This is a genomic window from Flavobacterium piscisymbiosum (genome assembly GCF_020905295.1).
GTDB lineage: Bacteria > Bacteroidota > Bacteroidia > Flavobacteriales > Flavobacteriaceae > Flavobacterium > Flavobacterium piscisymbiosum.
Window position 1 is genome coordinate 1,647,292 of record NZ_JAJJMM010000001.1, and the last position, 25,201, is coordinate 1,672,492.

Genomic DNA, 25,201 nt, shown 5'->3' on the forward strand with positions numbered 1-25,201 from the left:
TATAAAGCTATTATCATCGACAAACATATTTATTTCAATTTCGTACTCACAAACATGACAATTGTAAAGAACGTCTATGATTTTTATAGGTGAATTAAGTACAGTTGGGATTTCTAAGATTGAATATTCTATCATGTTTTCTAACCTATTGACATTTTTGCAGACTCTTTCCAAAGATAATTAGGCATTGGCTCATTTAGCTCCCATTTTATATTCATAGGTTTCGAACCTTCAGTTTCTTTAAAAATACCTTCGCCAATAAAAACATATCCAAGTGTATTTCCATTTTCATCTTTTCCTTTTTCTCTAATAAAAAGTAATATTTTTTTATTGCTTTCAATATGTTTTATGTATGAAACTCCTTTGCCTGTTTCTGGTCCATAGGCATTATGTGATTGCCAATGAAATAATGTTTCACTTATAGCATAATCCTCATACATAGTTGTTGGCGAAAAGTTCTCTTCGGATTTAATCAAATTAATAAAAAGTATTTCTGTGTTTAAGCTCTTATTTTCTGCTGCACCTTCTCGATTAGATGATTTTTTATCGAATGTACTTAAACGGAAAGCTGCTAGTATTTGATCTCTCGTATATCGAGCGTGTAATTTTAATGGTTGTTCATAAGGTAATTGAATATCAATTTCTTTAAAACCAATTTTATCAATTAATATTTCTAAAACTTCGATAATCTCATTAACAAGAGTTTTATTTTTTCTTATTTGAATTATACTTTTTTCTAAAGAATCGAATCCTCCAGCATTTTGCCATACATCATAATGTAGCATTAATAACATGGTTTTTTGGTTTTCATCGAAATCATCGATTCTAATATTGAAACCTTGTTTTGCGATCGTTAAAATGAAATTAAAATAACTTGTTGAGTTGGTCGAAAGCCATTTGTTGCTTATTGCAGAGTAAATTTGTTTTTCATTTATGTTTTCAAAATCATCAGTTATTCCTGCTCGTTGACATAATCTTGACCAGCTATCTTTTTTGTAAATAGTTTCAATAGGAATATGATACAATTCAATGAAATTATTTAAAGTTAACGGTAAATTTGTTTGGTGTTGAAAATTTATAATTTTAGAAATTAGTTGATTTACATTTAAGGATGTAGCTTTTTTAATATTTTCAAGAATTGTTTCTTTTGTTTTCTTCTCCAAAACAATGGAACAGCCTAAAGGAAGATGAGGGAAATCATCTTCAATTTCTTTTTGAACTGAAGTTGTTGTTTTACCAATTAATGCTCTGAATTTACTTTCAAAATCATATTCAGGTCTTGAGTTTCCAACAAAATCTAAGACAGTCAAACAATCTTTTCCTTCCGCCAAACGTAAACCGCGACCTAATTGCTGAAGAAAAACGGTTAAACTTTCGGTTGGTCTTAAAAATAAAACGGTATCAATTTCAGGAATATCCACACCCTCATTGAAAATGTCAACTACAAATAAATAATTGAATTCTTTTTTTTTGAATTCTTCTCGAATTCTGTCTCTTTCGCTTGCATTTTTAGATGTTAAGTAATTTGCTTTTAATCCTGCCAAATTAAATTTTTCAGTCATAAAAATAGCATGTTCAACAGTTACACAAAAACCGATTGCACGAATGTCATTTATATCATTAAGATATTTATTAAGATTTGTAATTATCTCCCCAACACGAATATTGTTTTTAGTATATAAGGCTGTTAATTCGCTTGCTACATATTTACCTTTTTCCCATTTTACATTTGTCAAATCAATACTATCAGTAATTCCAAAATATTGAAAAGGACTTAATAATTTTTTATTTAATGCTTCAGGAAGTCTTATTTCTGCTGCAATACGATTACAAAAATCATCTAGGATATTTTCATTATCCATTCTTTCTGGAGTTGCAGTTAATCCTAATAAGATTTTAGGTTTAAAATAATTTAGAAAAGGTCTGTAACTTGAAGCTGATCCGTGATGAGCTTCATCAAGAATAATAAAGTCGTAGTATTCTGGAGAAAGTTTTAAATCTTTTAATCTATTGTTTAAAGTTTGTACTGATACAAAAAGATATTCATTAGAATTAGGCTCAATTCCGTCAACCCATAAATCACCAAAGTTGTTATCTTTTAAAACTCCTTGAAAAGTTGCTTTTGCTTGTTGTAGAATTTCTTTTCTATGTGCTACGAAAAGCAATTTAGAGGATTTATTATTGGTCCTGAAATTCTTGTAGTCAAATGCAGAAATTACAGTTTTCCCCGTTCCAGTAGCAGCTACCAAAAGATTTCTATATCGATTATGAACCGTTCTTTCAACTTCTAGTTTTTCAAGAATTTCCTTTTGATAAGGAAAAGGTTTGATATCAAAATAAGCTGTAGTAAAAGTATATTCTTTTGAAAATCTTCCTTGTTTAAGAGCATCAACTAATTTTTCAGAATGAATACTTTCATCATATAATTCAAAGTCTGCATTTTGCCAATACGCCTCAAATGTTTTTTTAAATTTATCAATAATATGTCCAACTTCTTTAGTAGTAACTTTTAAATTCCATTCTAGTCCATCAGTTAAAGCTGAACGGGAAAAATTTGAAGAACCAATATAGCCAGTATGAAATCCCGTATTTCTTTGAAATAAATAAGCTTTTGCATGTAAACGCTCATTTCCTGTATTATATGAAACCTTTACTTCTGTGTTTTCTAATGAGGCCAAGAATTCAACAGCTTTAGAATCTGTTGCGCCAATATATGTAGTTGTAATGACTCTCAGTTTTCCTCCTCTTTCTGTAAATTCTCTTAATTCACGTTCAAGAATTCGAATACCTTTCCATTTAATAAAAGAAACTAGTAAATCGATTTTATCTGAAGATAATATCTCCTTTCGTAATTCACTTTCTAAAGTTGTTCCTGCATTTCCTCCAGTAAAAAGCTCGCTATGAATTAGTCTAGTGTAAGGTGTAATTTCTTTTAAATGTAGATCTAAGTCTTTAAAATGAGCATCGACTTTTGTGAAAACAGCGTTCAATATTTTTCCTTCTGTTTCAATTAAATCGCCTTCAAACTCTTCGTTTTTTAATTCATCTCTTAATAGTTGAATTATCTTATTCGAAATTTTTATTTGATTATCTATTAAATCAATTTCCTTTTGTTTCGGTAAATTTTCTAATGCATATTTGATGACTTTGCCAATATGCTGTGATAATAATTGAGATGCTTCGGCTTTGTCTATTGAAGTCTTTTTTATTTGAAATGTATCTTTATCTAATTCGTTTATTTTGTAGTTTATTAGCTTGGTAACTAATTCTTCATATAATCCTTGGTTCATATTTCAAGTTTTAAAAATTCTTCAACGATTGGTAAATCTGCTTCTGCCCAATCAAGGTTTAATAATTGTGATCTTTCTAGTAATCTGTAATCTTTATGTTCTGCTAGTTTGATTTCACCTGAAATATATTGAACTAGGAAAGGAATTAAATTGATTTTGAAAGTACCGTAATCATGAATATTATTTGATAATTTTTGTAACACCTCAATATTGATATTTATTTCTTCTTTGATTTCTCTTTTGATACAATCTATTTCACTTTCATTAATTTCTAATTTACCGCCAGGAAATTCCCACTTTAAAGGTAATTTCATTTTTTCATTTCTTTGCGCAACGAGAATTTTTTCATTCTTTAAAATTATTGCACAAGTAACATTTATGATTTTAGACATTTTTAATAATGCGGTAAATGATTTATAAATACTAATTTGATAACGAAGTTTAATATTAGTGAAATATAATCACATTAACTATTCTTATTAATTTTTAGGAATAAGATTTTCAGGATAAGAAATATTAAAATAATTTTCAAAAGCTTTACAAAGTAATTCTTTATCTATTGCAAATAATTCATTTCTAACATCCCAATCTTTAATATTCTCTTCGTCTTGCTCACAAATCTCTTCACCCACAAGTTTTCTAGTTAATATATCGCTTAGTAAAACATTATCGCAATGAGAATATTTTGGATAATATTTCTCAATGAATAACCAATAATCAAATTTATCGTCATCTTCTTTTTCTTCTTTGCTATCTTTCTCTTCGTATTCTTTAATTACTTCGAATTCTAACCAACCCATTGCTTCACCAAGTCCTTTGTAAAATGCATTTCTTTCTACCCAAGTTTCGAAAGTATACTTTTTTAAGTTGATTATTTTTTCAAAATCATTTAAAGGTTCATTATTATGAAATTTTCTTACTTGATCTTTTCCGAAAATTATTTCTGCTAAATATTTCATTTCTTGAAAATGGATTTTGTTACTAAAAAATATTTTAAAACATGCTTAATTCAAATGTAGTTTTTAGTCGATAATTGACCCGCTTACAATTGTCCTCATTTTTGTTTCAATTTTCTCCATAAAAAAAACGCCAATCATTTCTGACAGGCGTTACTTAATATTCCTAAACTTCTTATGAAACCAAAAGCCCTAGCCCTGATGGGAGCGGCATCCTTTTGTGGTGGGGTTCACCACGAAAGATATAGTGGACAGCAGGAAATAGCTCCTGAAAATTGAAATTACAGTATTTTGAAATTACAAATTATAAGTTGAAAGAGCTCTTCGACTTCGCTCAGAGTGACAAATCTTTGGCGAGCTTCTAGTGTGATTGCTTTCGCTGCGGCGAACAGGTCTTTCCTCAGCATGACAAGATTGAGATGAGTTTGTGGCAAAATCATTTTTCTTTATCCTTCTTCCCCCATTTAATTTTCATTTTTCCTTCATCGTCCAGAGCAATTAAATGCAGGACAATTCCGCGGTCGCGAACGGCATCGCGTTCGGCTTTGGTGGCGAGTTTGATGTCGTTTTTGGAGTTTCGGAGTGGGATGGTGAGGGCGAGATTGGTGCCTCGGCCAAAGGAATAAATACCTTCGGCATCGAGGTTTAAGACACTGGAACTAATGGTAAAATTATTGACATCGATTTGTTCTCCGCGCAATTTAAGTTTGCCGGATAAATCGCTAAACGTGATATTCTCGACATCGCGGAACGGAAAAGCAAACTTGCCAATTTTTACGATAGGCTCGAAGTTGACCAAAGCACCCTGATTGACATTGAACGCCAAATTGCCGTGCATAGAATTGGTGATCAGCTCGCCATTGCTATTAATAAATCCGGTAACATTGGCCTGACTGCTGAGTTTTCCTTTGATGTTATTCGGGCTAAAAGATTTGACTCCGAAGTTATTAAACGATCGTAAAAAACTCGCAATATCGACCCGGTTTACCTGCGCGTTGGAGCTAAAAGCAAAGTTTTTTCCGCTTGGTTGTACTTCGCTGTTAAACGTGATGCTTCCGCCGGAAGTTTGCAGCGAACCGTTTTTAATCACCAATTTCGAATCGATCATTTGTACGGTTGCGGTTGTGTTGGTTGCGGTTAGTTTGTTGTAACTAATTTTATCGGCTTTGATGTCGATTACTACAGCACATTTGTCGATTGCGGTTCGTATTTGGTTCGAAATTGTGGTTCTTTTATGGGTTTTCGCTATGGCTTTTGTTTTTTGCGAAGTGGCTAAAACACCCAAAAATTGTTTAAGATCGATGTATGGTGAATAGATTTTCCAGTTTACGATCATTTTTTCGGGCGCGTCGTAATAAAGGTTCAGAAAATTGTCGATTTTACCTTCGATTAAAATGGTGTTTTTAAGATGTTTGTATGTGATTTGTTTGATAAGCAATGCTTTCTCAGTAAAATCAAGATGAATGTTGGTTTTTACGGCATGAACATTCTTTGGGATATAATGAAATGAGGCGTCATCGACATCTATTTTACCAATAAAACGTGGTTTTGTAATGTACAAATCGACGATATCAAACTGAAATTTGAGATTGGCTTTTGCGTGTCCGGCCGAAAACTGAATCCATTTGTCATTGCTGATTTGGTTGAGTCTTTCGACATCAAAATCTGAATTTACGTTTCCGGTCGCGACTGGTTTTTCGAGATTATTAATCGCCAATTGCGGAATCGTAAGCGGAATATTCTCGTATTCGCCTGCAAATTGGGTCAGGATAATAGCCGAATTGGCATCGTTGTAACCGTCTTTTGGTTTGAAATTGTTGGTGAAAATTCCCTTGAAATGGCATTTTTTAATTAATCCGTCGGGAATACTCAGTTCGTTGTCTTTTATGATGGCCTGAACGACAATTCTGGGATCGCCTTCGGCATTAAAATCGCCTTTTATGTCGCAATTGACATCGATGGGTTTACTCAGATTAAAGCGATTTAATTTCGAACTAATATTTGCCGATAATACATTCGAAGCATTTTGCCATAAAATAGAAGTTCCAATATTGATTCCGAAAAGGGCATTTCCTTTGGCCAGATTAAAAAAAGCAATAATATCAAAAGAGTCTCTTCCTATTTTTAGATCTCGGGTTACGACATCAATTCGTTCTTTTTGAGCAGAATAGGCAACATTAAAAGTTCCTTTGAGTTCTTTTTCTTTGGCGAAACTGCCGTGTACGGTATTAAAAGCTAAACTCTTTATTTGTGTGTCCAGAAAAACATCAGTTTGCCAATTATCTCCGTCATAATCTACTTTTGTTTTTAAACTGGCAACATCAAAATCGAACAATTTATGTCCAAGGCGATTGTCCAGAATAAAATGAACATCGTTGAGGTCGATTTGGTCAATGGTAGTTTCGCGATCTGATTTATTTTCGGGCGATTTTTTCTTTTTGGGTTTAAAGATATTGGCGTTCGAATAACCGTCTTCGGCTTTATAAACATAAATATCGGCATCGTTGATGAGGATTTTATGCATGTTGATTTCGTTTTGCAGTAAACTCCAAACGTTTAATCGCGCTTCGATTTCGGTTGCTTTTAGTAAAGTATGTTGGTGAGTTGCCCATTGATTGTCTTTGAGTTCGACATCTTTTAAGGCCAAAGTAAAATTAGGGAAACCGGTTAGAAACTTATAATGAAAATCGCCAACATGAAATTTTCCGTTGATGTTTTCATTGATCTTCGTATTGATCTTGGCGATGATTTCGGTTTTATTTCGATTAAAATAAATAGACAATCCACCACAAGCAATTAATAACAACACAATAAGTCCTAATACGAAATAGCCAAAGCGTTTGGCATATTTTTTAAATCGAACGGATTGAAAGAAGTTTTTTATGTGGAGTAAAGTTGCTGACATCTCAAGGAATTTTCTGGATTACTAAAGATAAGGTAAAAAACCGAGCTTATTTTAAAAAGATGTGCCACAATATATGTAAGTTATAACTTATTTTATAAAAACATGGGAATGATATAATAAATGACAATGCATTTATAATTAAAACTAATTTAAGAATGGTGTATGATTAGTATTTAATTTTTAAATTTGTACTCTAGTTTGAAACGAAACAATTCAGACAATAATTTTAAAAGAAAAGAAATTATGGCATTAGCAATAACAGATGCTACTTTTGATGAAGTAGTTTTGAAATCAGATAAACCAGTAATGGTAGATTTTTGGGCAGCATGGTGCGGTCCTTGTAGAATGGTTGGTCCAATCATTGACCAAATCAGCGAAGAATACGCAGGTAAAGTAGTTGTTGGTAAAGTGGATGTAGATGCTAACCAGGAATTCGCTGCAAAATATGGTGTGCGTAACATACCTACCGTTTTGGTTTTTCATAACGGTGAAGTAGTAGGAAAACAAGTAGGAGTTGCTCCGAAACAAACCTACGCAGATAGTTTAGACGCTTTGTTGTAATCGTAAGATTATGATTTATATAAAAAAGGTTTGGCGAAAGTCAAGCCTTTTTTATTGGAATAAAATTGGATTGTGCATATTTTTAAACACATAGGAACATAGCTTTTGTAACTTAATAAAAAAGGCATTTCATTTGTTTGAACACACATAGCTATGTGAAAGAAACGTGTTTTTTTATTCATTCTTTTTTTTCGGAATGTAAAGCTATGTCTCTATGTGTTTAAATAAATTGGCAACAATAATAAACTAGAGGAATTTAAGGCTTTTTTATTTAAAGGTTTTTTGCCACGAATTTCACGAATTAGCACGAATTACTTATTTTGGATAATGCTTAAAAAAGGTTGCCACAGATTAAAAGATTTTCACAGATTATAAAAATCATTTTAATCCTTTAATCTGTGGCAAAAAAACAGACTGAATTTTAATTCGTGCTAATTAGTGTAATTAGTGGCAAACTTTTATAGTAAAAGTAGTTCCGAATTCAGGTTTTGAGCTGACTTCGATTTTGCAGTTTATGGCTGTAGCCAAATCCCGAATGAGATGCAATCCTAAACCGGATTTGATGCCAATAACTTCTGAATCATCGTATAAAGCTTTGAATTGTTCCTGAGTTCCGCCTGGACCATTGTCTGAAATGGAGAGGTATTGAACTTCGTTTTCCTGCCAGGCTTTCCAGATTATTTTTCCGTTTTCGGTTTTTTCTAATGCTTTTACGGCGTTTCCGGTAAGGTTTCGGATAATGGTTTTGAGGTAGTTTTCATCTGTATTTAGGATGATGTTTTCGGGATCTTCAAATGATATTTGGATGTTTTCTATGCCCGAAAAATGGTTCTTGGTTTCATTAAATAAAACAGAAATCGGAATTTCTTTAAAATGCGGTTTAAAGTTTTCCATTTGGCCTTTGCTCCACAATAGAATGTCTTCCATCGAGGATAATAAATTCTCTGCTCCGGTGATAACTTTGGTTTGCATTCTTGCAGCCATTTCTTCATCGATCAATTCGGGGTTTTCTTTTTGAAGATGTAGAAAGTGAATTAAATTCGAAACCGGACTTCGTAAATCATGGTTTAAAATACTAAAGAACCGCGCTTTTATTTTGTTGGCTTCATCGAGTTCCTGATTCAAAAGCTGTAATTTCTGATTGGTTTTCTTTCGGTTTTGATTTTGTTTGAATAATAATAATCCAATGATTCCCACTAGAATTAATCCCGAAATGAGAAAGATGCGTTGTTTCTTAGCTTCGTCAATCTGAATGTTTTTAAGCGTGTTTTGAGTCGAAAGATTCTTGATTTCCTGTCCTTTGGTTTTGTTTTGGTAACGCGCCTCGGCATTGGCAATATTTTGCTTCGCCGATTCCTGCATCATTTCGTCATTCGACTTGCTGTAGATTTCGTTATAATAAAAAGCTTCTTTCCAGAGTCCTAATGCGGCATAACTTTGAGATAGTTTTTTATTAATATTTACAAAGGATTCCTTATCGTAGGTCAAAGCATTTTTCGACGCTTTTTTTAAGGTTTCTATCGCCTTTTTATAGTCTCCTTTTTCATATAAAATTCTTCCCATTACGGCATTGGCTTCCATAATAATATCCTGATCGTTGGATTTTTTTCCTAATACAACTGCTTTTTTAGCATAATTAAATGCAGTGTTTATCTGGCCTTCATTAGCATAATATTCAGATACGCTTCGATTGGCAAAACTTAGATTAAGAAATAAAGAGTCTTTTTTGGATGGAAAAGTATACGCTAAGTTGTAATATTTTTGAATGCTGTCCAGATTTTTTAAAGGCACAAAACATTGCAAATAATAGTTGCAGGAAAATGCACTGATATAAGGAGACGTTTTGATATAAGGCTGGGCATAATTAAGATATTCAATAGCCTTATTAAATTGTTTCATTTTGGTGTAAGCCGCTGCAATCTGACTGTACGAAACGCCAATGGTTTCATCATTGGCTACTGTTTTTTTGAGCAGTTTTTTGTAGTTAATGGCTTGTAGCTGATAATCAATAAAGGTTTCGTATTGGGCATTATCGAGGTAATATTCGCCCAGACTTCCGTACAGAACAGATTTTGTATACGTGCTTTTTGTGGTGTCCAGAACTTGTTTGATGTATTCGATTAATGCTTTTCTTTTCGAAGTTTCATTCAGTGCATAATAGGCATAACTCAGACGCATCAAAGTCGATGTTTCGTTTTTAAGATGTCTTGCTTCTTGCGCATATTTTAAAGCAAGTTCATAATTAACGGACGCTTCTTTAGTCTGATTGTTATTGAATTCGTAGGCATTTCCTTTTAAGAAATAAAATCTTGATTTGTAGGCAAGCTGATTTTTAGAAAGGTCAATTCCTTTTTGAGCGGCGATGATGAGTTTGGGATAATCTTCGGCATCCAAAACTTCATTGGTATATTTTAGCCAGACTTTTAGTTTTTCCTGTTGGGTTTTATACTTGGACAAAATGGGTTCCTGCTGCGCAAAAGCAGTCAAGTTGATGAAAAACAGAAACAAGAACCCCATTTTTTTCATGAGAACAAGTTTAGGTTTTCCTTATAACTTCTGCCAACGGGAATAGCAATGTTGTTGTTCAGAATAATTTCGGTTGAATTGATCTTTTGAATAAATTGTTTCTGCACCGCAAAACTTCGGTGAATCCTGATGAAAGACTGAAAGTGATCTTCTTTCAACAAATTACCAATACTCGATAAAACGCAATGTCTTTTTTTATCGGTAATAACCAACGTATAATCTTTTAAGGCTTCGAGATATAAAATTTCATGCAGTTTGACTTTCGTTTGTTCGTGACCTTCTTTAATATAAATGGTATCGCCGCCAATACTGGCTTCAAAAAGAGATGCTTTGAGTTTGATTTCCATAAACTCTTCGATACGGCTTACGGTTTGTGCAAAGCGATCCAGTTTTAAGGGTTTTACGATAAAATCTAATGTTTCGATCTCAAAACTTTCTACGGCATGTTCAGGATGTGCGGTAATAAAAATACAAACCGGAATTTCTAAAGCTTTTTTTCTAAACTCAATTCCGTTCAGGCCCGGCATATCAATATCCAGAAATAAGATGTCAACTTTTTCTTTTTCGATAAACGGAAGCGCATCTTCTGCCGATTCAAAAACACCCAGAATATCCAGAACAGGAAACTTCTTGGCAAACGATAATACCGTAAGTCTGTCTATTTCGTCATCGTCGATAATAATACAAGTGTATTTTTTGGTCATTTATCTGGAATTTATGTCGTCTGTCTATTTAAAATGTTGTTCGTCTATTAGTGGTTTTTCGGCACATTTTAATCCTGCAAATTTGTCTTGTAATTCAATCATCAGATAAAAAGAAATACTCTTTTACGATCAGTTGATTATTGCAAAAATAATGTTATTGAATTAAATAAGAATCATTTAGCCAAATTTAAAACCAAAATTATCATGAAATTTTCAAAAACCATTTTTACCATTTTATTAGTTGCTATTTCTACCATTTCATGCAGCAGCGATGACGGGACCGACGGAGTAAACGGAGTTGACGGACAAGCAGGTCCGGCGGGAGCAACAGGAACAGCAAATGTTATTTATAGTGCGTGGCTAACAGCGCCAACGGCAGTTGCAGAGACAATAGATGGAACATCAGGAATGTCTACATCGATTAATGCACCACAACTATCAGAAGATATTCTGGCAAAAGGAACCGTATTGGTTTATGTGTCTTTTGGTTCAGGTACTTACACATTGCCTTACACGTCGACAGCGGGCGGATTTGTGAATACAATTACAGCTATTTCTACAGCAAAAAAGATCAAATTATTCAGATTTAGACATGATGCAGGAGGAACTGTAAATCTTCCAACATCGCTTAGCTGGCGTTATATTTTGATTCCTGGTGGCGTTGCGGCTACAACAGGAAAAGCCGCAAAACCGGACTATGCTAAAATGAGTTACGAAGAAGTGTGTGCTTATTTTAATATTCAACCCTAATTTTAAAAGAATACAAAATAATTTATTGAACGAAAGAATAACCAAATAACTACATTATTATGAAAACTTTAAAAACCATTTTTACCATTTTATCCATTGCATTATTGACCATTTCCTGCAGCAGTGATGACGATAAAGAAGAAGCTGTTAAGTATAACGAAGAAAACCCTCTTGATGCTTATATGGCAGGTTCGGGATTTAGCCAGAAAGCAGTCGATGTAAAAAACTCAGGAATTTACGAATATGGTTTCAGTTTTAAACCAACAGTAACCGGTAAAATAAATGCTTTGGTAGTAAAAATTCCAGATGTAAATGCTGCATTAAGAATCACTTTATGGGATGCGGCGACCAAAACGGTTATAAAATCTGAAACGATAAATGTACCAACCGCAAATGTTACGGTAGAAAAAACAATCACTCCAATTGCGCTTACAAAAGACAAAGAATACTTTTTTACCGTAAACAGCGACGACTGGATTAACAGAACAAAAACTGACGGATCTGCTGCGACGTATCCTATTACGGCAGGAAATATCATCATTACAGGATATGCCTATATTTCAAGTACGGCTGCAGAAACTATTTTTCCAACCAATGCGCGCAATACATATTATGCAGGAGATATGACTTTTAAATTTCAGCAAACTCAATAATTTTATTTTTGGATAGTTAGAATTAGTATGTTTGGAAAAGGTCTGGCAATAGTCAGACTTTTTTTTTAGAAATTAACGTAAATTTGATAACCTTTTTTTAGATAATTAATCACTTTAAATAATTGAATATGAAAGCAATATGTTTATTGATTGTAATGTTGAGCACGACAGTTGTTTTAGCTCAGAGCAAAGATGAGGCACTTAAAAAAATTATTCAGCAACAGGAATTAGACTGGAATAAAAACGATATGAAATCCTTTTCTCAGGCCTTTAGTGAAGACGCTGTTTTAATTAATTTTTTAGGAATGTACTGGAAAGGAAAAGAGGAAATAATGACTCAGTTTTCTCATATTAACGAATGTTGTATTAAACCAACATCGATAAAATTGGAATGGATCGATGCTAAATTTTTATCTGAAAATGCGGCTTATGCACATATAAAAGAAACTTTGACAGCAAAAGAGGATTATGCTGTTCCTGGAGGAGTTGTTAAAAAAGGAACTGTAAACACTAAATTTATTACAGCAGTTTTCGAAAAACAGAATACTATCTGGAAAATTACTACTATGCAGGTAACTCAGGTAAATGCTCCACCGAGATAATTTTTAAATAACACGTTTAAAAAGTTAGCTAATCCCGATAGCTATCGGGATAAATGATTTACAGAGATTAAAAAAAAATCATTTTAATCTGTGTAATCTGTGGCAAAAAAGAATTTTAATTCGTGCTAATTCGTGAAATTCGTGGCAAACTAGCTCGAATTATTTATTTTGATATTGTTTGAAAAGTTAACGACTCCCGATAGCTATCGGGATAAATGATTTACACAGATAAAAAAAATCATTTTAATCTGCGTAATCTGTGGCAAAAAGAATTTTAATTCGTGCTAGTTTGTGAAATTCGTGACAAACTTTTTTTATTTTTACAGATCTAACATTCCTTTAAAAATGAAAATTTTCTACAGCTTTCTTTGTGTTCTCGCATTTACAACAATTGGTTTTTCTCAATCGAAACAAAAAGAAAATCTTCTTTTAGAAAATGGTGTTTCAGAACAATTGGCTATTTTTCGAAAAAAACAAGTTTCAGATGTTCGATATGATTTGGGATTTGAAATTCCGGGTCAGAAAACCGAAAATATCAAATCAGATTTGAAATTGTATTTGACTTTGTCAGATTTGAGTCAGCCTTTATATTTAGATTTTAAAGAGAAAACATCCAACATAAAATCAATTCAGGTAAACGAAAAAAGTATTGCCATTGTTCACGAAAAAGGACATATTGTTATTGCTGATAAAGACTTGATTTTAGGAAAAAATACAGTTGCGATTTCGTTTATAGCTGGAAATTTATCCCTAAACCGAAACGATGATTTTCTGTATACTTTATTAGTTCCGGATCGCGCCAGTACATTATTCCCGTGCTTGGATCAGCCCGATATAAAAGCTACTTACAAATTGAGTTTAACGGTTCCTAAAGACTGGACAGTTTTGGCTGGAGCCGATGTAAAAGAGAAAGTAGAAAAAGGAGATTTTACGAGTTATGCTTTTGGAGAATCAGATAAAATGAGTACATACTTATTTTCGTTTGTTGCCGGAAAATTTAAAACGGTGACACAGCAACCAGGCAATAGAGAAATGACGATGTTATATCGTGAAAACAATCCGGAAAAATTCAGAGTAAGCGCCGATACTATTTTTAATTTACACCAACAATCGGTTGACTTTTTAGAAAAATATACCAATTATAAATTTCCTTTTCAGAAGTTAGATTTTGCTTCGATTCCGGTTTTTCAATATGGCGGAATGGAACATGTTGGCGCGATTCAGTATAGAGAATCGACTTTGTTTTTGGATAACAGCTCAACCGACAGCGAGAAATTAGATCGTGCCAAACTCATTGCACACGAAACCTCGCATATGTGGTTTGGCGATTTGGTTACCATGAAATGGTTCGACGATGTCTGGATGAAAGAAGTCTTTGCCAATTTTATGGCAGATAAAATCATGAACCCGATTTTTCCGAAAGTCAATCATAATCTACAATTTTTAACGGCGCATTATCCTAACGCTTACGCGGAAGATCGTTCGTTGGGTACACATCCGATAAAACAACATTTGGAGAATCTAAAAGATGCCGGATCACTTTACGGAGCGATTATTTATAATAAAGCCCCAATTATGATGCGCCAGCTCGAAGCTTCGATGGGAAAGGAAGCTTTCCAGAAAGGAATTGAAAAATACATTAAAAAATACGCCAACGACAATGCCGACTGGAATAATCTGGTCGAAATTCTGGATGCCGAAACACCACTTGACATGAAAAAGTGGAGCGAAGTTTGGGTGAATAAATATGGAAGAGCGATTTTTAGTGATCAGATAAAATACGATGTTCAAAACCGAATTTCATCGTTTGAAATTTGGCAGGAGGCAGAAGGCAAATCTGATAATGTGTGGCCTCAGATTTTTGATATTGGTTTAGTATATCCTGATCAGGTAAAAGTACTTAGTGTCAATATAAAAGACAGGAATTTATCACTGAAAGAAGCCATTGGACTTGAAAAACCGCTTAGTATCATTTACAATTATAATGGTTTTGGTTACGGCGTTTTTCCGCTTGACGGGAATATAGAATCTGTTTTGAATTTGAAAGATGAGGTAGGAAGAGCGTCAACCTATATCAATATTTATGAAAATACCTTAACAGGAAATGTTACGCCAGGTAAAGCTTTTGATTGTTTTTTAAAAGGAATTCAGCAGGAAGAAAACGAGTTGGTTTTGAAAGTAATTACCAATCAAACGAGTAATGTCTTTTGGAAATTCCTAACCGAAAAACAACAAACCAAAGCGCAGAAACAATTAGAAGCTGTTTTGTACAGTCGTTTACAAGCCAATTTACCAAGCAACATCAAAAAGACTTTATTTAATTTATTCAGTTCGATTGCGTATTCAAATTCGGCGAAAGCCAAATTATATTCGTTATGGAGCAAAGAAAAAGTGATTCAAAGCTTAAAATTAAACGAGGATGATTACACCAATATGGCAACGAATCTGGCGATATTTAAACATAGTAAAGCCGATGAAATTCTGAATAAAGCCAGAACAACAATTACAAATCCGGACAAACAAAAGCGATTTGATTTTTTGCTGCCGTCTTTATCGAAAGATGAAATGGTTCGCGATGCGTTTGTAAAATTATTAAAAGACGATGAAAATAGGGAGAAAGAATCCTGGGTCGCTGTAGGTTTGGCGAATATCAATCATCCGTTGCATCAGAAAAGTGCTCAAAAATACATTAGATTTTCGCTAGATTTGGTTGAAGAAATTCAGCGTACGGGAGATATTTTCTTTCCAAAAGACTGGCTGAATAATACAATTGGTAAATATTCGTCGAAATATGCTTTTGATGAAGTGCAGCGATTCTTAAAAGAAAACCCTAATTTTAGTCCGATATTAAAAAGAAAACTGTTGCAGGCGACAGATGGTTTATACCGCGCACAAAATATAAAAAAGGAAACCGAATGAAAATCGAATCGGAAATAGAGAAAGTATCCAGTTTTCAGCATCTCGAAATGCTGGCAAATCAGGTTGTAGAAGGTTTTATATCCGGAATGCACAAGAGTCCGTTTCATGGGTTTTCGGCAGAATTTGCAGAGCATAAAGTGTATAATGCAGGAGAAAGCACCAAACATATCGATTGGAAATTGTTTGCCAAAACGGACCGTTTGTATACCAAACGTTTTGAGGAAGAAACCAATTTACGATGTCATTTGATTGTCGATAATTCGTCGTCGATGCATTATCCGGAACTAAAATCAGGTCAGCCTTTTTATGAAAAGAAGATTGGTTTTGCGGTTTTGGCTTCGGCAGTTTTAATGAATATTTTAAAGAAACAGCGTGATGCCGTAGGTTTGAGCGTTTTCTCAGACAGTTACGAATATTATGCTCCCGAAAAAGGAAGCGATCGCCATCATAGAATGTTGCTCAATAAACTGGAACAATTATTAGAGCAGCCAAAAGTGAAGAAAACGACCGATACGATTACATATTTGCATCAAATTGCGGAGAAAATGCACCGTCGTTCGATGATTATTATATTTACGGATATGTTTCAGTCAGAAGATGATGAGAAGCTGTTTAATGCTTTGCAGCACCTTAAACACAATAAGCATAAAGTAGTTTTGTTTCATGTAGTTGATGATAAAACAGAGCTTAAATTTGACTTTGACAATACGCCAAGAAAGTTTATCGACTTAGAATCAGGCGAAGAAGTATCTATTTTTGCCGATAATGTAAAAGCAGAGTATGAAAAAAGGGCAGAGGAGTACTTTAAAAAACTCTCTTTGACTTGTGCAAAGAACCAAATTAAGTACGTTCCGGTGAATGTTGGCGATAATTTTGAAAAAATATTGACTACATATTTAGTTGAAAAACAAAACTTTGGCTAATAATTTGAAAATATATTTAATTTTTTTTAGCAAAACGCTTGCAGAAATGAAATTCTGTACTATCTTTGCAACCGCAATAACGCAGAGGTTTGGTAGTTCAGTTGGTTAGAATACATGCCTGTCACGCATGGGGTCGCGGGTTCGAGTCCCGTCCAGACCGCAATATTGGGAAAAGCCTTTCTTAACGGAAAGGCTTTTTTGCCCAAATACGGTATCTAAGATTAGTTGTGTTGTTTTGCTACGACTTTGTAACTCGTAGCTGGTTTAGTAGTTAGACCAATGAAAAGCTTTCCACTTTTGTGGATGGCTTTTTTGATTTAGGACACTTTTGATTTAACCGCAAGGAACACAATCCCGATAGCTATCGGGATACGCAAAGTCCGCAAGTTTTTTTTAAGCTTTGCGGATTTTTTGTTTTTATTTTATATTAGTTTGAGAATATTTAACCGCAAGGAACGCTAAGATTTACGCGAAGTCCGCAAAGTTTTTTTAAGCTTTGCGGATTTTTTGTTTTTATTTTATATTAGCTTGAGAATATTTAACCGCAAGGAACGCTAAGATTTACGCAAAGTCCGCAAAGTTTTTTTAAGCTTTGCGGATTTTTTGTTTTTACTTTATATTAGGTTGAGAAAACACAAAGTTCACAAAGTTGATTCAAGGCAAAGCTTTGTGCACTTTGCGTTTTTATAGACCAATCATGCATACAAACTTTGCACACTTTGCGGTTAAATTCGGCTTTTTAGCTTTTTAGATCTGGAATTTGGTCCCGAAGCGTCTAGATTTAACTTTGGAATTTCTTTAAAATCAGTTCATTAAAAATTTCTCAAATTTTATTCGCAAAAAGCCTTGTATAATCCAAGTTCTGTTGTATTTTTGCACTCACAATAACGCAGTTGGTTTGGTAGTTCAGTTGGTTAGAATACATGCCTGTCACGCATGGGGTCGCGGGTTCGAGTCCCGTCCAGACCGCAATATTGGAAGAAGCCTTTCTTAACGGAAAGGCTTTTTTGTTTTTAAGGCTGAACCGCAAAGAGCGCTAAGATTTACGCAAGGTTCGCAAAGTTTTTAATTAAGCTTTGCGAACTTTGCTTTTTTACCTTGTGCCCTTCGGTTAGATCTACACAATCCAGTTTTGGAATTTGGAATTTTTTAAAATTTTGGAATTTAAATTTCCCTACATTTATAGCACAAGAAAGATATTCGATTACTTCAATGGAACATTCCGGTCAGAAACTAGATAAATACTATATCAAAAAAGTAGATGCCGATAAAAAAAGCATTTACTGCCACCACGATCTGATGGGTGAATTGTTTGTGCCTACACACAAACACGACAAAGCACAATTGCTATATGCCGAAGGTGATGTAGTTTTTGTAACAACAGAAACCAAAACCTATTTTTTGCCGGCAAGACATTTTATTTGGATCCCCAGTGGTGTTGCGCACAGTATTGAGCCAAAATCTGAAAGTGTGACCATGCGAAACTTATATTTTCCGGTTGAAAAAGACGAAGATATATTTTATAAGAGTGAAGGCATTTATCCGGTCAATAATTTATTATTGCAAATGATGCTTTTTACTAATAGGTGGAATGGTGATCTTAAAAAAGGAAGTCCGAATTTTGCCATTGCCAAAGCCATCAAAGCAATATTACCTCAAATTTGCCTGACCAATTTACCTTTAGAGTTACCGCAGCCCAAAGATCCGCGTTTGAGTAAAATTCTGCGACATATAGAGAATAATTTGGGCGAAACGATTCTGTTTGCTGAGGTTGCGCATCAATTTGGGTATAGCGAACGCTCTTTGTATCGCTTGTTCCAGAAAGACCTTAATATGTCATTCATTCAATATTATACCATTCGAAGAATTCTAAAAGCAATTGAGCTTTTATTAGAAAGAAAACTTTCGGTAAAAGAGGTAGCGCTGGAAGTTGGTTATAATAGTGTTCCGACATTCAGTAATACTTTCTTTAAATTCCTCGGACAAAGACCTTCTGATTACTTTAACGGAGAGAATATTCTATAAAACAGATGAAATTATTCTCGCGCAGATTTAGCAGATTCTTTATTTAAAATGTAATTATCTGCTTGATCTGCCAAATCTGCGAGAGATTTTTACTTCAAAATAGTATAATCTGCCTAAATCTTTTTATCCCGATAGCTATCGGGAGCTTGAAACCCTGAAATCATGTCTATTTTCTTAATGAGTTATTATTCAGTATTTTAATATAACGTTTTCGGGAAATAAAATTTTAACATTTGTCCGAAATGAATATGTTATTGACTTTTTAGAATTATCAGTCACCAAAAAAATGCAGGAACTTTGCAGTATTAAAATCTTAAAATATTCATGTTCCTTAAAACAACAAATTCTACAGAAGATTGTTTTCTCAAAATCGTGTTGATATTTATAATCGTATTAACATTCAGTAATGTACAAGCACAGGAAATTCATTCGGTTTCATTAAGTGAAGCGGTGAAACTGGCCAAAGAAAACAATAAAAAAATCCTTAGATCTCAATTAGAGACTACGCTCTCAGAGCAAAACATCAAAGAAAGAAAAGAACTCCGTTTACCGGATATCGAATTAAACGGCGTTTATTCGAGAATTACCAATATTACGGAATTCAAAGGAAGCGGTTTTTTGAAAGACAAAGAGGTAACGAAGGCGATTCCTGAAATTTATGAGGTGAATTCTACCTTTAAAATGCCAATTTATGCTGGAAACAAGATCAACAACGCTATTAAAATTGCCAATCAGGAAAACGAAATTGCCAAAATAAAAACCGAAAAGACCGAAAATGATATCGAGCTCGAAGTGGTGGCGAATTATCTGGCGATTTATAAAATGATGGAACTTCAGAAGATTTTTGAAGAAAACATCAAAGAAGAAAAAAGCCGATTAAAAGAAGTTCAGTCCTTGCAAAAACACGGAACCGTTACCAAAAACGAAGTTCTTAGGGCAGAATTACAACTTTCTGATCGTGAATTAAACTCCTTGACGAATTCTAAGAATATAAAAATCGCCTTGCATGATTTAAAAACTTTGATTCAGCTTCCGGAAAACGAAGAAGTAGCAATTGATACTACGGCCAATATGGATAAAATGAATGGCTTGGATCCGTATGATTTTTATTTACAAAAAGCTTTTCAGAACGAAGAAATGCGAATCGCCAGCCAGGAATTAAACATCAAGAAAACAGAACTGAAATTGGTGAAAGGAAATTATCTGCCAACAGTAAATTTCTTTGGGAATTATGGTTTTTATTATCCTAACTACAAATTTTTTCCGCCAAATCCGTATTTGTACACTTTAGGGCAAATTGGTATTGAGGCACATTTTGATATTTCGGCTTTGTATAAAAACAAAACCAAAGTACAGCAAGCTACGACGCAAATCGAATGGCAAAAAATGCAGTCTGAAATTATAAAAGATGAAATTCAGGACAAGTTGTTTAAAGAACATACACAATATCAGGAAATCCTTGAAAAGTTTGTGGTGGTTGACAAAGCTTTGGATTTGGCCAATGAAAATTACCGAATTGTAAAACTAAAATACTTAAACCAATTGGTTTTAATAACCGAAATGGTCGATGCTGATAATGCTTTATTACAGGCAAAATACAATAAGATTTCTACAAGATTGGATGCGATTCTTAAACATTATGAATTACTTCATACGGCCGGAATAATGCCGGATCAGATTTAATTTAAGAAGCAAGAAGAAAGAAGCAAGAAGAAAGAAGCAAGAAGAAAGAAGCAAGAAGAAAGATTTTAGAAGCAAGAGAATAGTAAAGAATATAGATTTTAAGTTCCGGAGGAACGATTCATATTGTAGCGCCGTCCCGATAGCTATCGGGATTAATCCGGTGGAGAATTAGAAAAAATAGAAATAAAGAATATAAAATAATATGGTTAAGATAAAAAATGAAACTAAAAGAAACAGAACGTTTCATGTATTAATAACAGTTATTGCCTGCATATTAGTAGCAAGCGGAATCATTTTGGGGATTTGGTTTTATGTGTTCAATAGTAATCACGAAGAAACCAATGACGCGCAGGTAGAGCAATATGTAACGCCAATTATGTCGCGTATTACGGGTTATGTGCAGGAAGTTCGTTTTGATGAAAATCAGTTTGTACATAAAGGTGATACTTTAGTTATTATTGATAATCGAGAATACAAATCAAAATTGAATGTGGCGCTGGCCGATGTTCAAAGCGCGAAACAAAGCAGCGTTGTGGCAGAGAAAAATGTAGCAACGACCGCAAGTTCAACTGCAATTGGAGAATCGCAATTGGCTGCAGCCAAAACCAATCTTTGGAAAACAAAATTAGAATACGAACGTTATCAGGCTTTGGTAAAAGACGAAGCCGCAACATCGCAACAATTAGAGAAAGTACGAGCAGATTACGAATCGGCGCAAGCCCATTTTCAGGAAATGAGAGAAAGAATTCAGTCTTCGAATTTAAGTACTTCTCAGGCTCAGGCCAATGTTCCTACGATGCAAACCAATATTGCGTCGAAACAAGCGGTGGCTGATAATGCTGCATTGTTTCTTTCATATACCATAATTACCGCGCCATATGACGGTTGGGTAGGCAAGAGAACTTTGCAACCGGGACAAATGGTCAAAGAAGGACAGTCGTTGCTTTCGATAGTAAGTAAAGAAAAATGGATTACGGCCAATTTTAAAGAAACGCAATTGCAATATTTAACCGTTGGTCAGGAAGTTCGCATTCAGGCTGATGCATTGAGTGGTAAAGAATTTACAGGAATCATCACTTCACTATCTCCTGCAAGTGGTGCGAGATTTTCGTTATTGCCACCGGATAATGCAACAGGAAACTTTGTAAAAATCGAACAAAGAATTCCGGTTCGTATTCAATTGAAAGAAACTAATAAACACGCTGAATTTTTAAGAGCCGGAATGAATATCACCGTTATCGCCGAACACCAATAAAATGGAAGATAAAAGTATTTTTAAATCCTGGGTTCCAAAATGGGCAATCATAATTATTTTGTTTGTCTGTCTCTTGCATTCCATGATTTTATTGGGAGTTTATACTTCAAACGTAACCTACGCAGCGAGTTTTCTGGACATTGAGCCCGAAGATTTGCAGTTTGCAATGTGTGTTACCTACGGAACTTTGCTGGCCACGATTTTGATCGAAAGTAGATTTTCGAGTTTCTTCCCTGCCAAAAATTATCTCATGGCGGTTTATTCGGTTATTGGGATTACGATAATTTCATCAGCCTATATTACGAACTTTTATGTCTTTTTATTGCTGCGTGTTGCCGAAGGGATTTTAATGGCGCTTCCGGTTATTACAATCAGACAATTGTTGATAGAACAGTTTCATTCAAAAAACGCCATCATAATTGGTTTCTCTTTTTATTACGGATCATTGTTATTGTCAACGCCGTTTATCATGAATATCGCCGTTTGGTTTCTGGATCATTACGATTGGAAATACATGTTGTATGTTTCGGGCGGACTTCAGGTTCTGAATGTTTTTTTGATTCTGGTTACTTTTCGCGGACATAGAATCACAAAGAAAATTCCGTTGTATCAAATCGACTGGATCAGTTATATTTTGGTTTTAACGGCGATTCTTTGTGGTGCTTACTTTTTTGTTTATGCCGAAAAAAAATACTGGTTTGAGTCTTCGCACATGGTTTTAATGCTAATGATTGCCTTGATTACAGGAGGTTTATTTATTTTTAAAGAACTTTTGGTAAAAAGACCCACTTTTGATTTCGAAGTTTTTAAATACGCCAATCTCCGAATTGGGTTTTTATTGTTCTTCCTTTTTTACATCAGCAGAGCAACATTGAGTCTTTGTCATTCGGCGATGTATTCAATCTGGAATTGGGATCCATCCCGAGTTGCCGGAGTACAATACATAAACGGATTAGGAAACGTAATCGGACTTATTTTGGCTGCTTTTTTTCTAATGAAATCCGTTTCGACCAAAGTCATTTTTATCATCGGGTTTTCGTTAATTGCGTTATTTCACTTTTGGTTTACATTCCTTTTTGTACCTGATGTCGCTTTATCAGATATTATCATTCCGTATATTCTGCAAGGTATTGGTGTTGGATTTTTATTTGTACCGTTAATATTATTCACTACATCATCGGTTCCGGCAAAAATGGCGGTTTCTTCAGGAATTGTTGGGGTTTCAGGACGTTTCTGGGGAAGCACAATTGGATTTTGTGTCATGCAGAATGCGATGGTATTTTTAAACAAAAAACACTTTCTTAAACTAAGCCAATTCGTAACCGGAGATAATCCGCAAGCTCAGGAAACAATCACCAAAACAGCGCAGAGTTTCGCTGCAAAAGGATATTCGCTTGACGAGTCGAATGCTCTTGCCTTAAAAAAAGTCTTCGGAACCATCACCAAACAATCGACTTTACTGGCCGATATGGAGATTTATACCATCGTAGGTTATGGTTTGGTGGTTTTAATTATTCTTATTGCATGCAATCAACATTTAAGACAAACAATGACGTTGGTTAAGAGCAAGATTTGGATAGGGTAAATGTTTTTTTGTTTCAGGTTTGAAGTTGTTCGCATTTTTTGTCATCCTGAGCGAAGTCGAAGGACACGCACGGAACTCTGCAACGAAAGCCCAATCTTTGTCGGGTTTAATCTCGCAAAGGCGCGAAGCCGCAAAGATTTTATTTTAAAGCTACAGATTAGATTCAAAGGATTTTTTTCACGCAGATTCTACAGATTTTAGCAGATTTAATTTTGATTATAATAATATCTGCGTTTATCCGCTTAGATCTTTTTAAAATCTGCGTGAAACAAAAACTTTGCGCCTCTGCTCCCGATAGCTATGGGGATTGCGAGATTAAAAAAAACTCAGCGAATCTCTGCGAAAAATCTCTGTGCAACTCTGCGAAAAAACTTATCTTGCAACCGTTAAAAAAATAAAATACAATGAAGCAGCAATGTGTAATTTTTGATATGGATGGCGTGATTTGTCACACCAATCCGCATCATGCAAAAGCTTTCGAGGCATTTTTCGATAAATATCAAATTTCTCACTCAGAGCAGGAATTTGAAGAACATATGTACGGAAAACATAATGGATATATTATGACGCATTTCTTCAAGCGCCCAATTGCGGGAGAAGAACTCGTAAAACTCGAAGACGAAAAAGAAGGAATGTTTCGTGAAATTTATAAAGACAAAGTCGAAACCATTCCGCATTATTTGGATTTTTTAAGCGAACTGAAATCTCGAGGTTTCAAAACGGCTGTGGCAACATCTGCACCGCGCGCGAATCTTGATTTGATTATGGGCGCACTAAAATTCGAAGACAAAATGGATTCTGTAATGGCAAGCGAAGACGTAAAATTTCATAAGCCAAATCCCGAAGTATATCTGGAATCTGCCAAACGCGTTGGCGTTTCTCCGTCTGATTGTATTGTTTTCGAAGATTCTTTTTCGGGTGTTACAGCGGGCTTAAATGCAGGAATGAAAGTGGTTGGCGTTTTGAGTACGCATACAAAAGAACAGCTTCCGCCATGTAGTTTTTACATCAATGATTATAGCGAAATTAATGTCGATAAAGTTTTGGAATTATTAAACAGCTAGAATTTTTAAACCATATAAGAGATATAAGTTCATTTAAATACAGCCTTTGTCAAAGTTTCGAACTTTGACAAAGGTTTTTTTACGCACAGTTTGTCATTCTGAGGAACGAAGAATCACACTAGTAATTCGACAAAGATTGACGGATATTCTTTGCGGAGCTTCTCGCGAGGATTTCTCCCTTCGCTCGAAATGACAAGATTGGGGTTGCTTTACGCTCCAAGGGATTGATCCCGATAGCTATTGGGACTAGCTACAAAATAAATCATTCCTCCGGAATTTCACAAAGAGTTCCGGAGGAACGGAACATATTGTAGGGATGGATTTTAATCCATCTTTGCAGTTAGAAATGATAAAGTAAGCGAATAGCCTTCAGTTTTTAACTGGAGGTTTTTTTTTTTTTAAGAAAGGCTTTAGCCAAAATTTGATTTTATATATGAAAATAATAATTAGAGTTGAACGCATATATGGGTTCAAATGAAAATAAGTTTTGAGGATTTTTGCTTTTTCAAACTTTAAAATTAGGAACAAAAATCATCTTTCAAAAGAAGTTGAAGCAAGACTAAAAGATTTTTTTATTGATGTTATGGATCCCGTAGATATGGCAAAGACGATACGACAAGTAAATCATATTCTTTCTTTATGTGTAATGCGTGGATGCGAAACGGTAGAATCTGAAGTAAAAAATATTGAAGATAATTTTTATTGGCTCAATAAATTAGCCGAAGCTTTAGATCCTTATTTGGATGTTGATTGATAGAGAAAAGGCGCTTTTTGCAAGCTTATTTCGATGTGAGTGAATA

17 protein-coding genes, 2 tRNA genes and 1 pseudogene are annotated in these 25,201 nt (G+C 34.3%); 14 read left to right on the plus strand and 6 right to left on the minus strand.

Annotation, left to right across the window (positions count from 1 at the left end):
* Positions 1–140 precede the first annotated feature (140 nt).
* The 4 genes from LNP81_RS07400 to LNP81_RS07415 all read right to left on the minus strand — a co-directional run bounded on the left by LNP81_RS07400 (position 141) and on the right by LNP81_RS07415 (position 7,151).
* Complete coding sequence (locus LNP81_RS07400) at positions 141–3,290, minus strand: DUF3427 domain-containing protein (protein ID WP_230034645.1); 3,150 nt, start codon at positions 3,288–3,290, stop codon at positions 141–143.
* The gene (locus LNP81_RS07405) at positions 3,287–3,682 is read right to left on the minus strand and encodes a (deoxy)nucleoside triphosphate pyrophosphohydrolase (protein ID WP_255700737.1); all 396 of its coding nucleotides are present in this window, start codon (positions 3,680–3,682) and stop codon (positions 3,287–3,289) included. Before LNP81_RS07405 ends, LNP81_RS07400 begins: the two co-directional genes overlap by 4 nt.
* An 87-nt stretch (positions 3,683–3,769) precedes the next feature.
* Positions 3,770–4,249: a hypothetical protein gene (locus tag LNP81_RS07410; RefSeq protein WP_230034647.1), complete on the minus strand. Its 480-nt coding sequence runs from the start codon at positions 4,247–4,249 to the stop codon at positions 3,770–3,772.
* A gap of 433 nt (positions 4,250–4,682) precedes the next feature.
* Positions 4,683–7,151: an AsmA family protein gene (locus LNP81_RS07415; RefSeq protein WP_230034649.1), complete on the minus strand. Its 2,469-nt coding sequence runs from the start codon at positions 7,149–7,151 to the stop codon at positions 4,683–4,685.
* A gap of 240 nt (positions 7,152–7,391) precedes the next feature.
* Between LNP81_RS07415 and trxA the strand changes: the two genes are divergently transcribed.
* Positions 7,392–7,712 (plus strand): thioredoxin, encoded by a 321-nt coding sequence (trxA, locus tag LNP81_RS07420; protein ID WP_262490194.1) that lies wholly within the window; start codon positions 7,392–7,394, stop codon positions 7,710–7,712.
* A 444-nt stretch (positions 7,713–8,156) separates the two neighbouring features.
* On the opposite strand, the gene LNP81_RS07425 is transcribed toward trxA, so the two are convergent.
* On the minus strand, positions 8,157–10,238 hold the full coding sequence (locus LNP81_RS07425; RefSeq protein WP_230034651.1) for a tetratricopeptide repeat-containing sensor histidine kinase: 2,082 nt from the start codon (positions 10,236–10,238) through the stop codon (positions 8,157–8,159).
* Entirely contained in the window at positions 10,235–10,942 is a 708-nt protein-coding gene (locus LNP81_RS07430) for a LytR/AlgR family response regulator transcription factor (RefSeq protein WP_230034653.1), read from the minus strand. The genes LNP81_RS07425 and LNP81_RS07430 overlap by 4 nt, the downstream gene beginning before the upstream one ends.
* Before the next feature lie 204 nt (positions 10,943–11,146).
* On the opposite strand from LNP81_RS07430, the gene LNP81_RS07435 reads away from it, so the two are divergent.
* From LNP81_RS07435 to LNP81_RS27445, 13 genes and pseudogenes are all read left to right on the plus strand, one after another.
* A complete protein-coding gene (locus LNP81_RS07435; protein ID WP_230034655.1) occupies positions 11,147–11,692 on the plus strand; it encodes a hypothetical protein in 546 nt (181 codons plus the stop codon).
* Positions 11,693–11,751: 59 nt separating this feature from the next.
* A complete protein-coding gene (locus LNP81_RS07440; protein ID WP_230034657.1) occupies positions 11,752–12,345 on the plus strand; it encodes a hypothetical protein in 594 nt (197 codons plus the stop codon).
* Positions 12,346–12,473: 128 nt separating this feature from the next.
* The gene (locus LNP81_RS07445; protein ID WP_230034659.1) at positions 12,474–12,947 is read left to right on the plus strand and encodes an SgcJ/EcaC family oxidoreductase; all 474 of its coding nucleotides are present in this window, start codon (positions 12,474–12,476) and stop codon (positions 12,945–12,947) included.
* 345 nt (positions 12,948–13,292) lie between these two features.
* Positions 13,293–15,866 (plus strand): M1 family aminopeptidase, encoded by a 2,574-nt coding sequence (locus LNP81_RS07450; RefSeq protein WP_230034661.1) that lies wholly within the window; start codon positions 13,293–13,295, stop codon positions 15,864–15,866.
* Positions 15,863–16,789 (plus strand): DUF58 domain-containing protein, encoded by a 927-nt coding sequence (locus tag LNP81_RS07455; RefSeq protein ID WP_065451498.1) that lies wholly within the window; start codon positions 15,863–15,865, stop codon positions 16,787–16,789. The genes LNP81_RS07450 and LNP81_RS07455 overlap by 4 nt, the downstream gene beginning before the upstream one ends.
* Positions 16,790–16,875: 86 nt before the next feature.
* A tRNA-Asp gene (locus LNP81_RS07460) sits at positions 16,876–16,949 on the plus strand.
* Between the two features lie 735 nt (positions 16,950–17,684).
* Positions 17,685–17,758, plus strand: a tRNA-Asp gene (locus LNP81_RS07465).
* Between the two features lie 243 nt (positions 17,759–18,001).
* Positions 18,002–18,814 (plus strand): AraC family transcriptional regulator, encoded by an 813-nt coding sequence (locus LNP81_RS07470; RefSeq protein ID WP_230034663.1) that lies wholly within the window; start codon positions 18,002–18,004, stop codon positions 18,812–18,814.
* 372 nt (positions 18,815–19,186) lie between these two features.
* Positions 19,187–20,497, plus strand: coding sequence for a TolC family protein (locus LNP81_RS07475; RefSeq protein ID WP_230034665.1), 1,311 nt, complete (start codon positions 19,187–19,189; stop codon positions 20,495–20,497).
* 202 nt (positions 20,498–20,699) lie between these two features.
* The gene (locus tag LNP81_RS07480; protein ID WP_230034667.1) at positions 20,700–21,752 is read left to right on the plus strand and encodes an HlyD family secretion protein; all 1,053 of its coding nucleotides are present in this window, start codon (positions 20,700–20,702) and stop codon (positions 21,750–21,752) included.
* A gap of 1 nt (position 21,753) precedes the next feature.
* Complete coding sequence (locus LNP81_RS07485) at positions 21,754–23,337, plus strand: MFS transporter (protein WP_230034669.1); 1,584 nt, start codon at positions 21,754–21,756, stop codon at positions 23,335–23,337.
* A 404-nt stretch (positions 23,338–23,741) separates the two neighbouring features.
* Positions 23,742–24,269: pseudogene (locus LNP81_RS07490) on the plus strand (HAD family hydrolase); the annotation flags it as partial.
* Between the two features lie 715 nt (positions 24,270–24,984).
* Complete coding sequence (locus tag LNP81_RS27445) at positions 24,985–25,155, plus strand: hypothetical protein (protein ID WP_346432736.1); 171 nt, start codon at positions 24,985–24,987, stop codon at positions 25,153–25,155.
* Positions 25,156–25,201 lie beyond the last annotated feature (46 nt).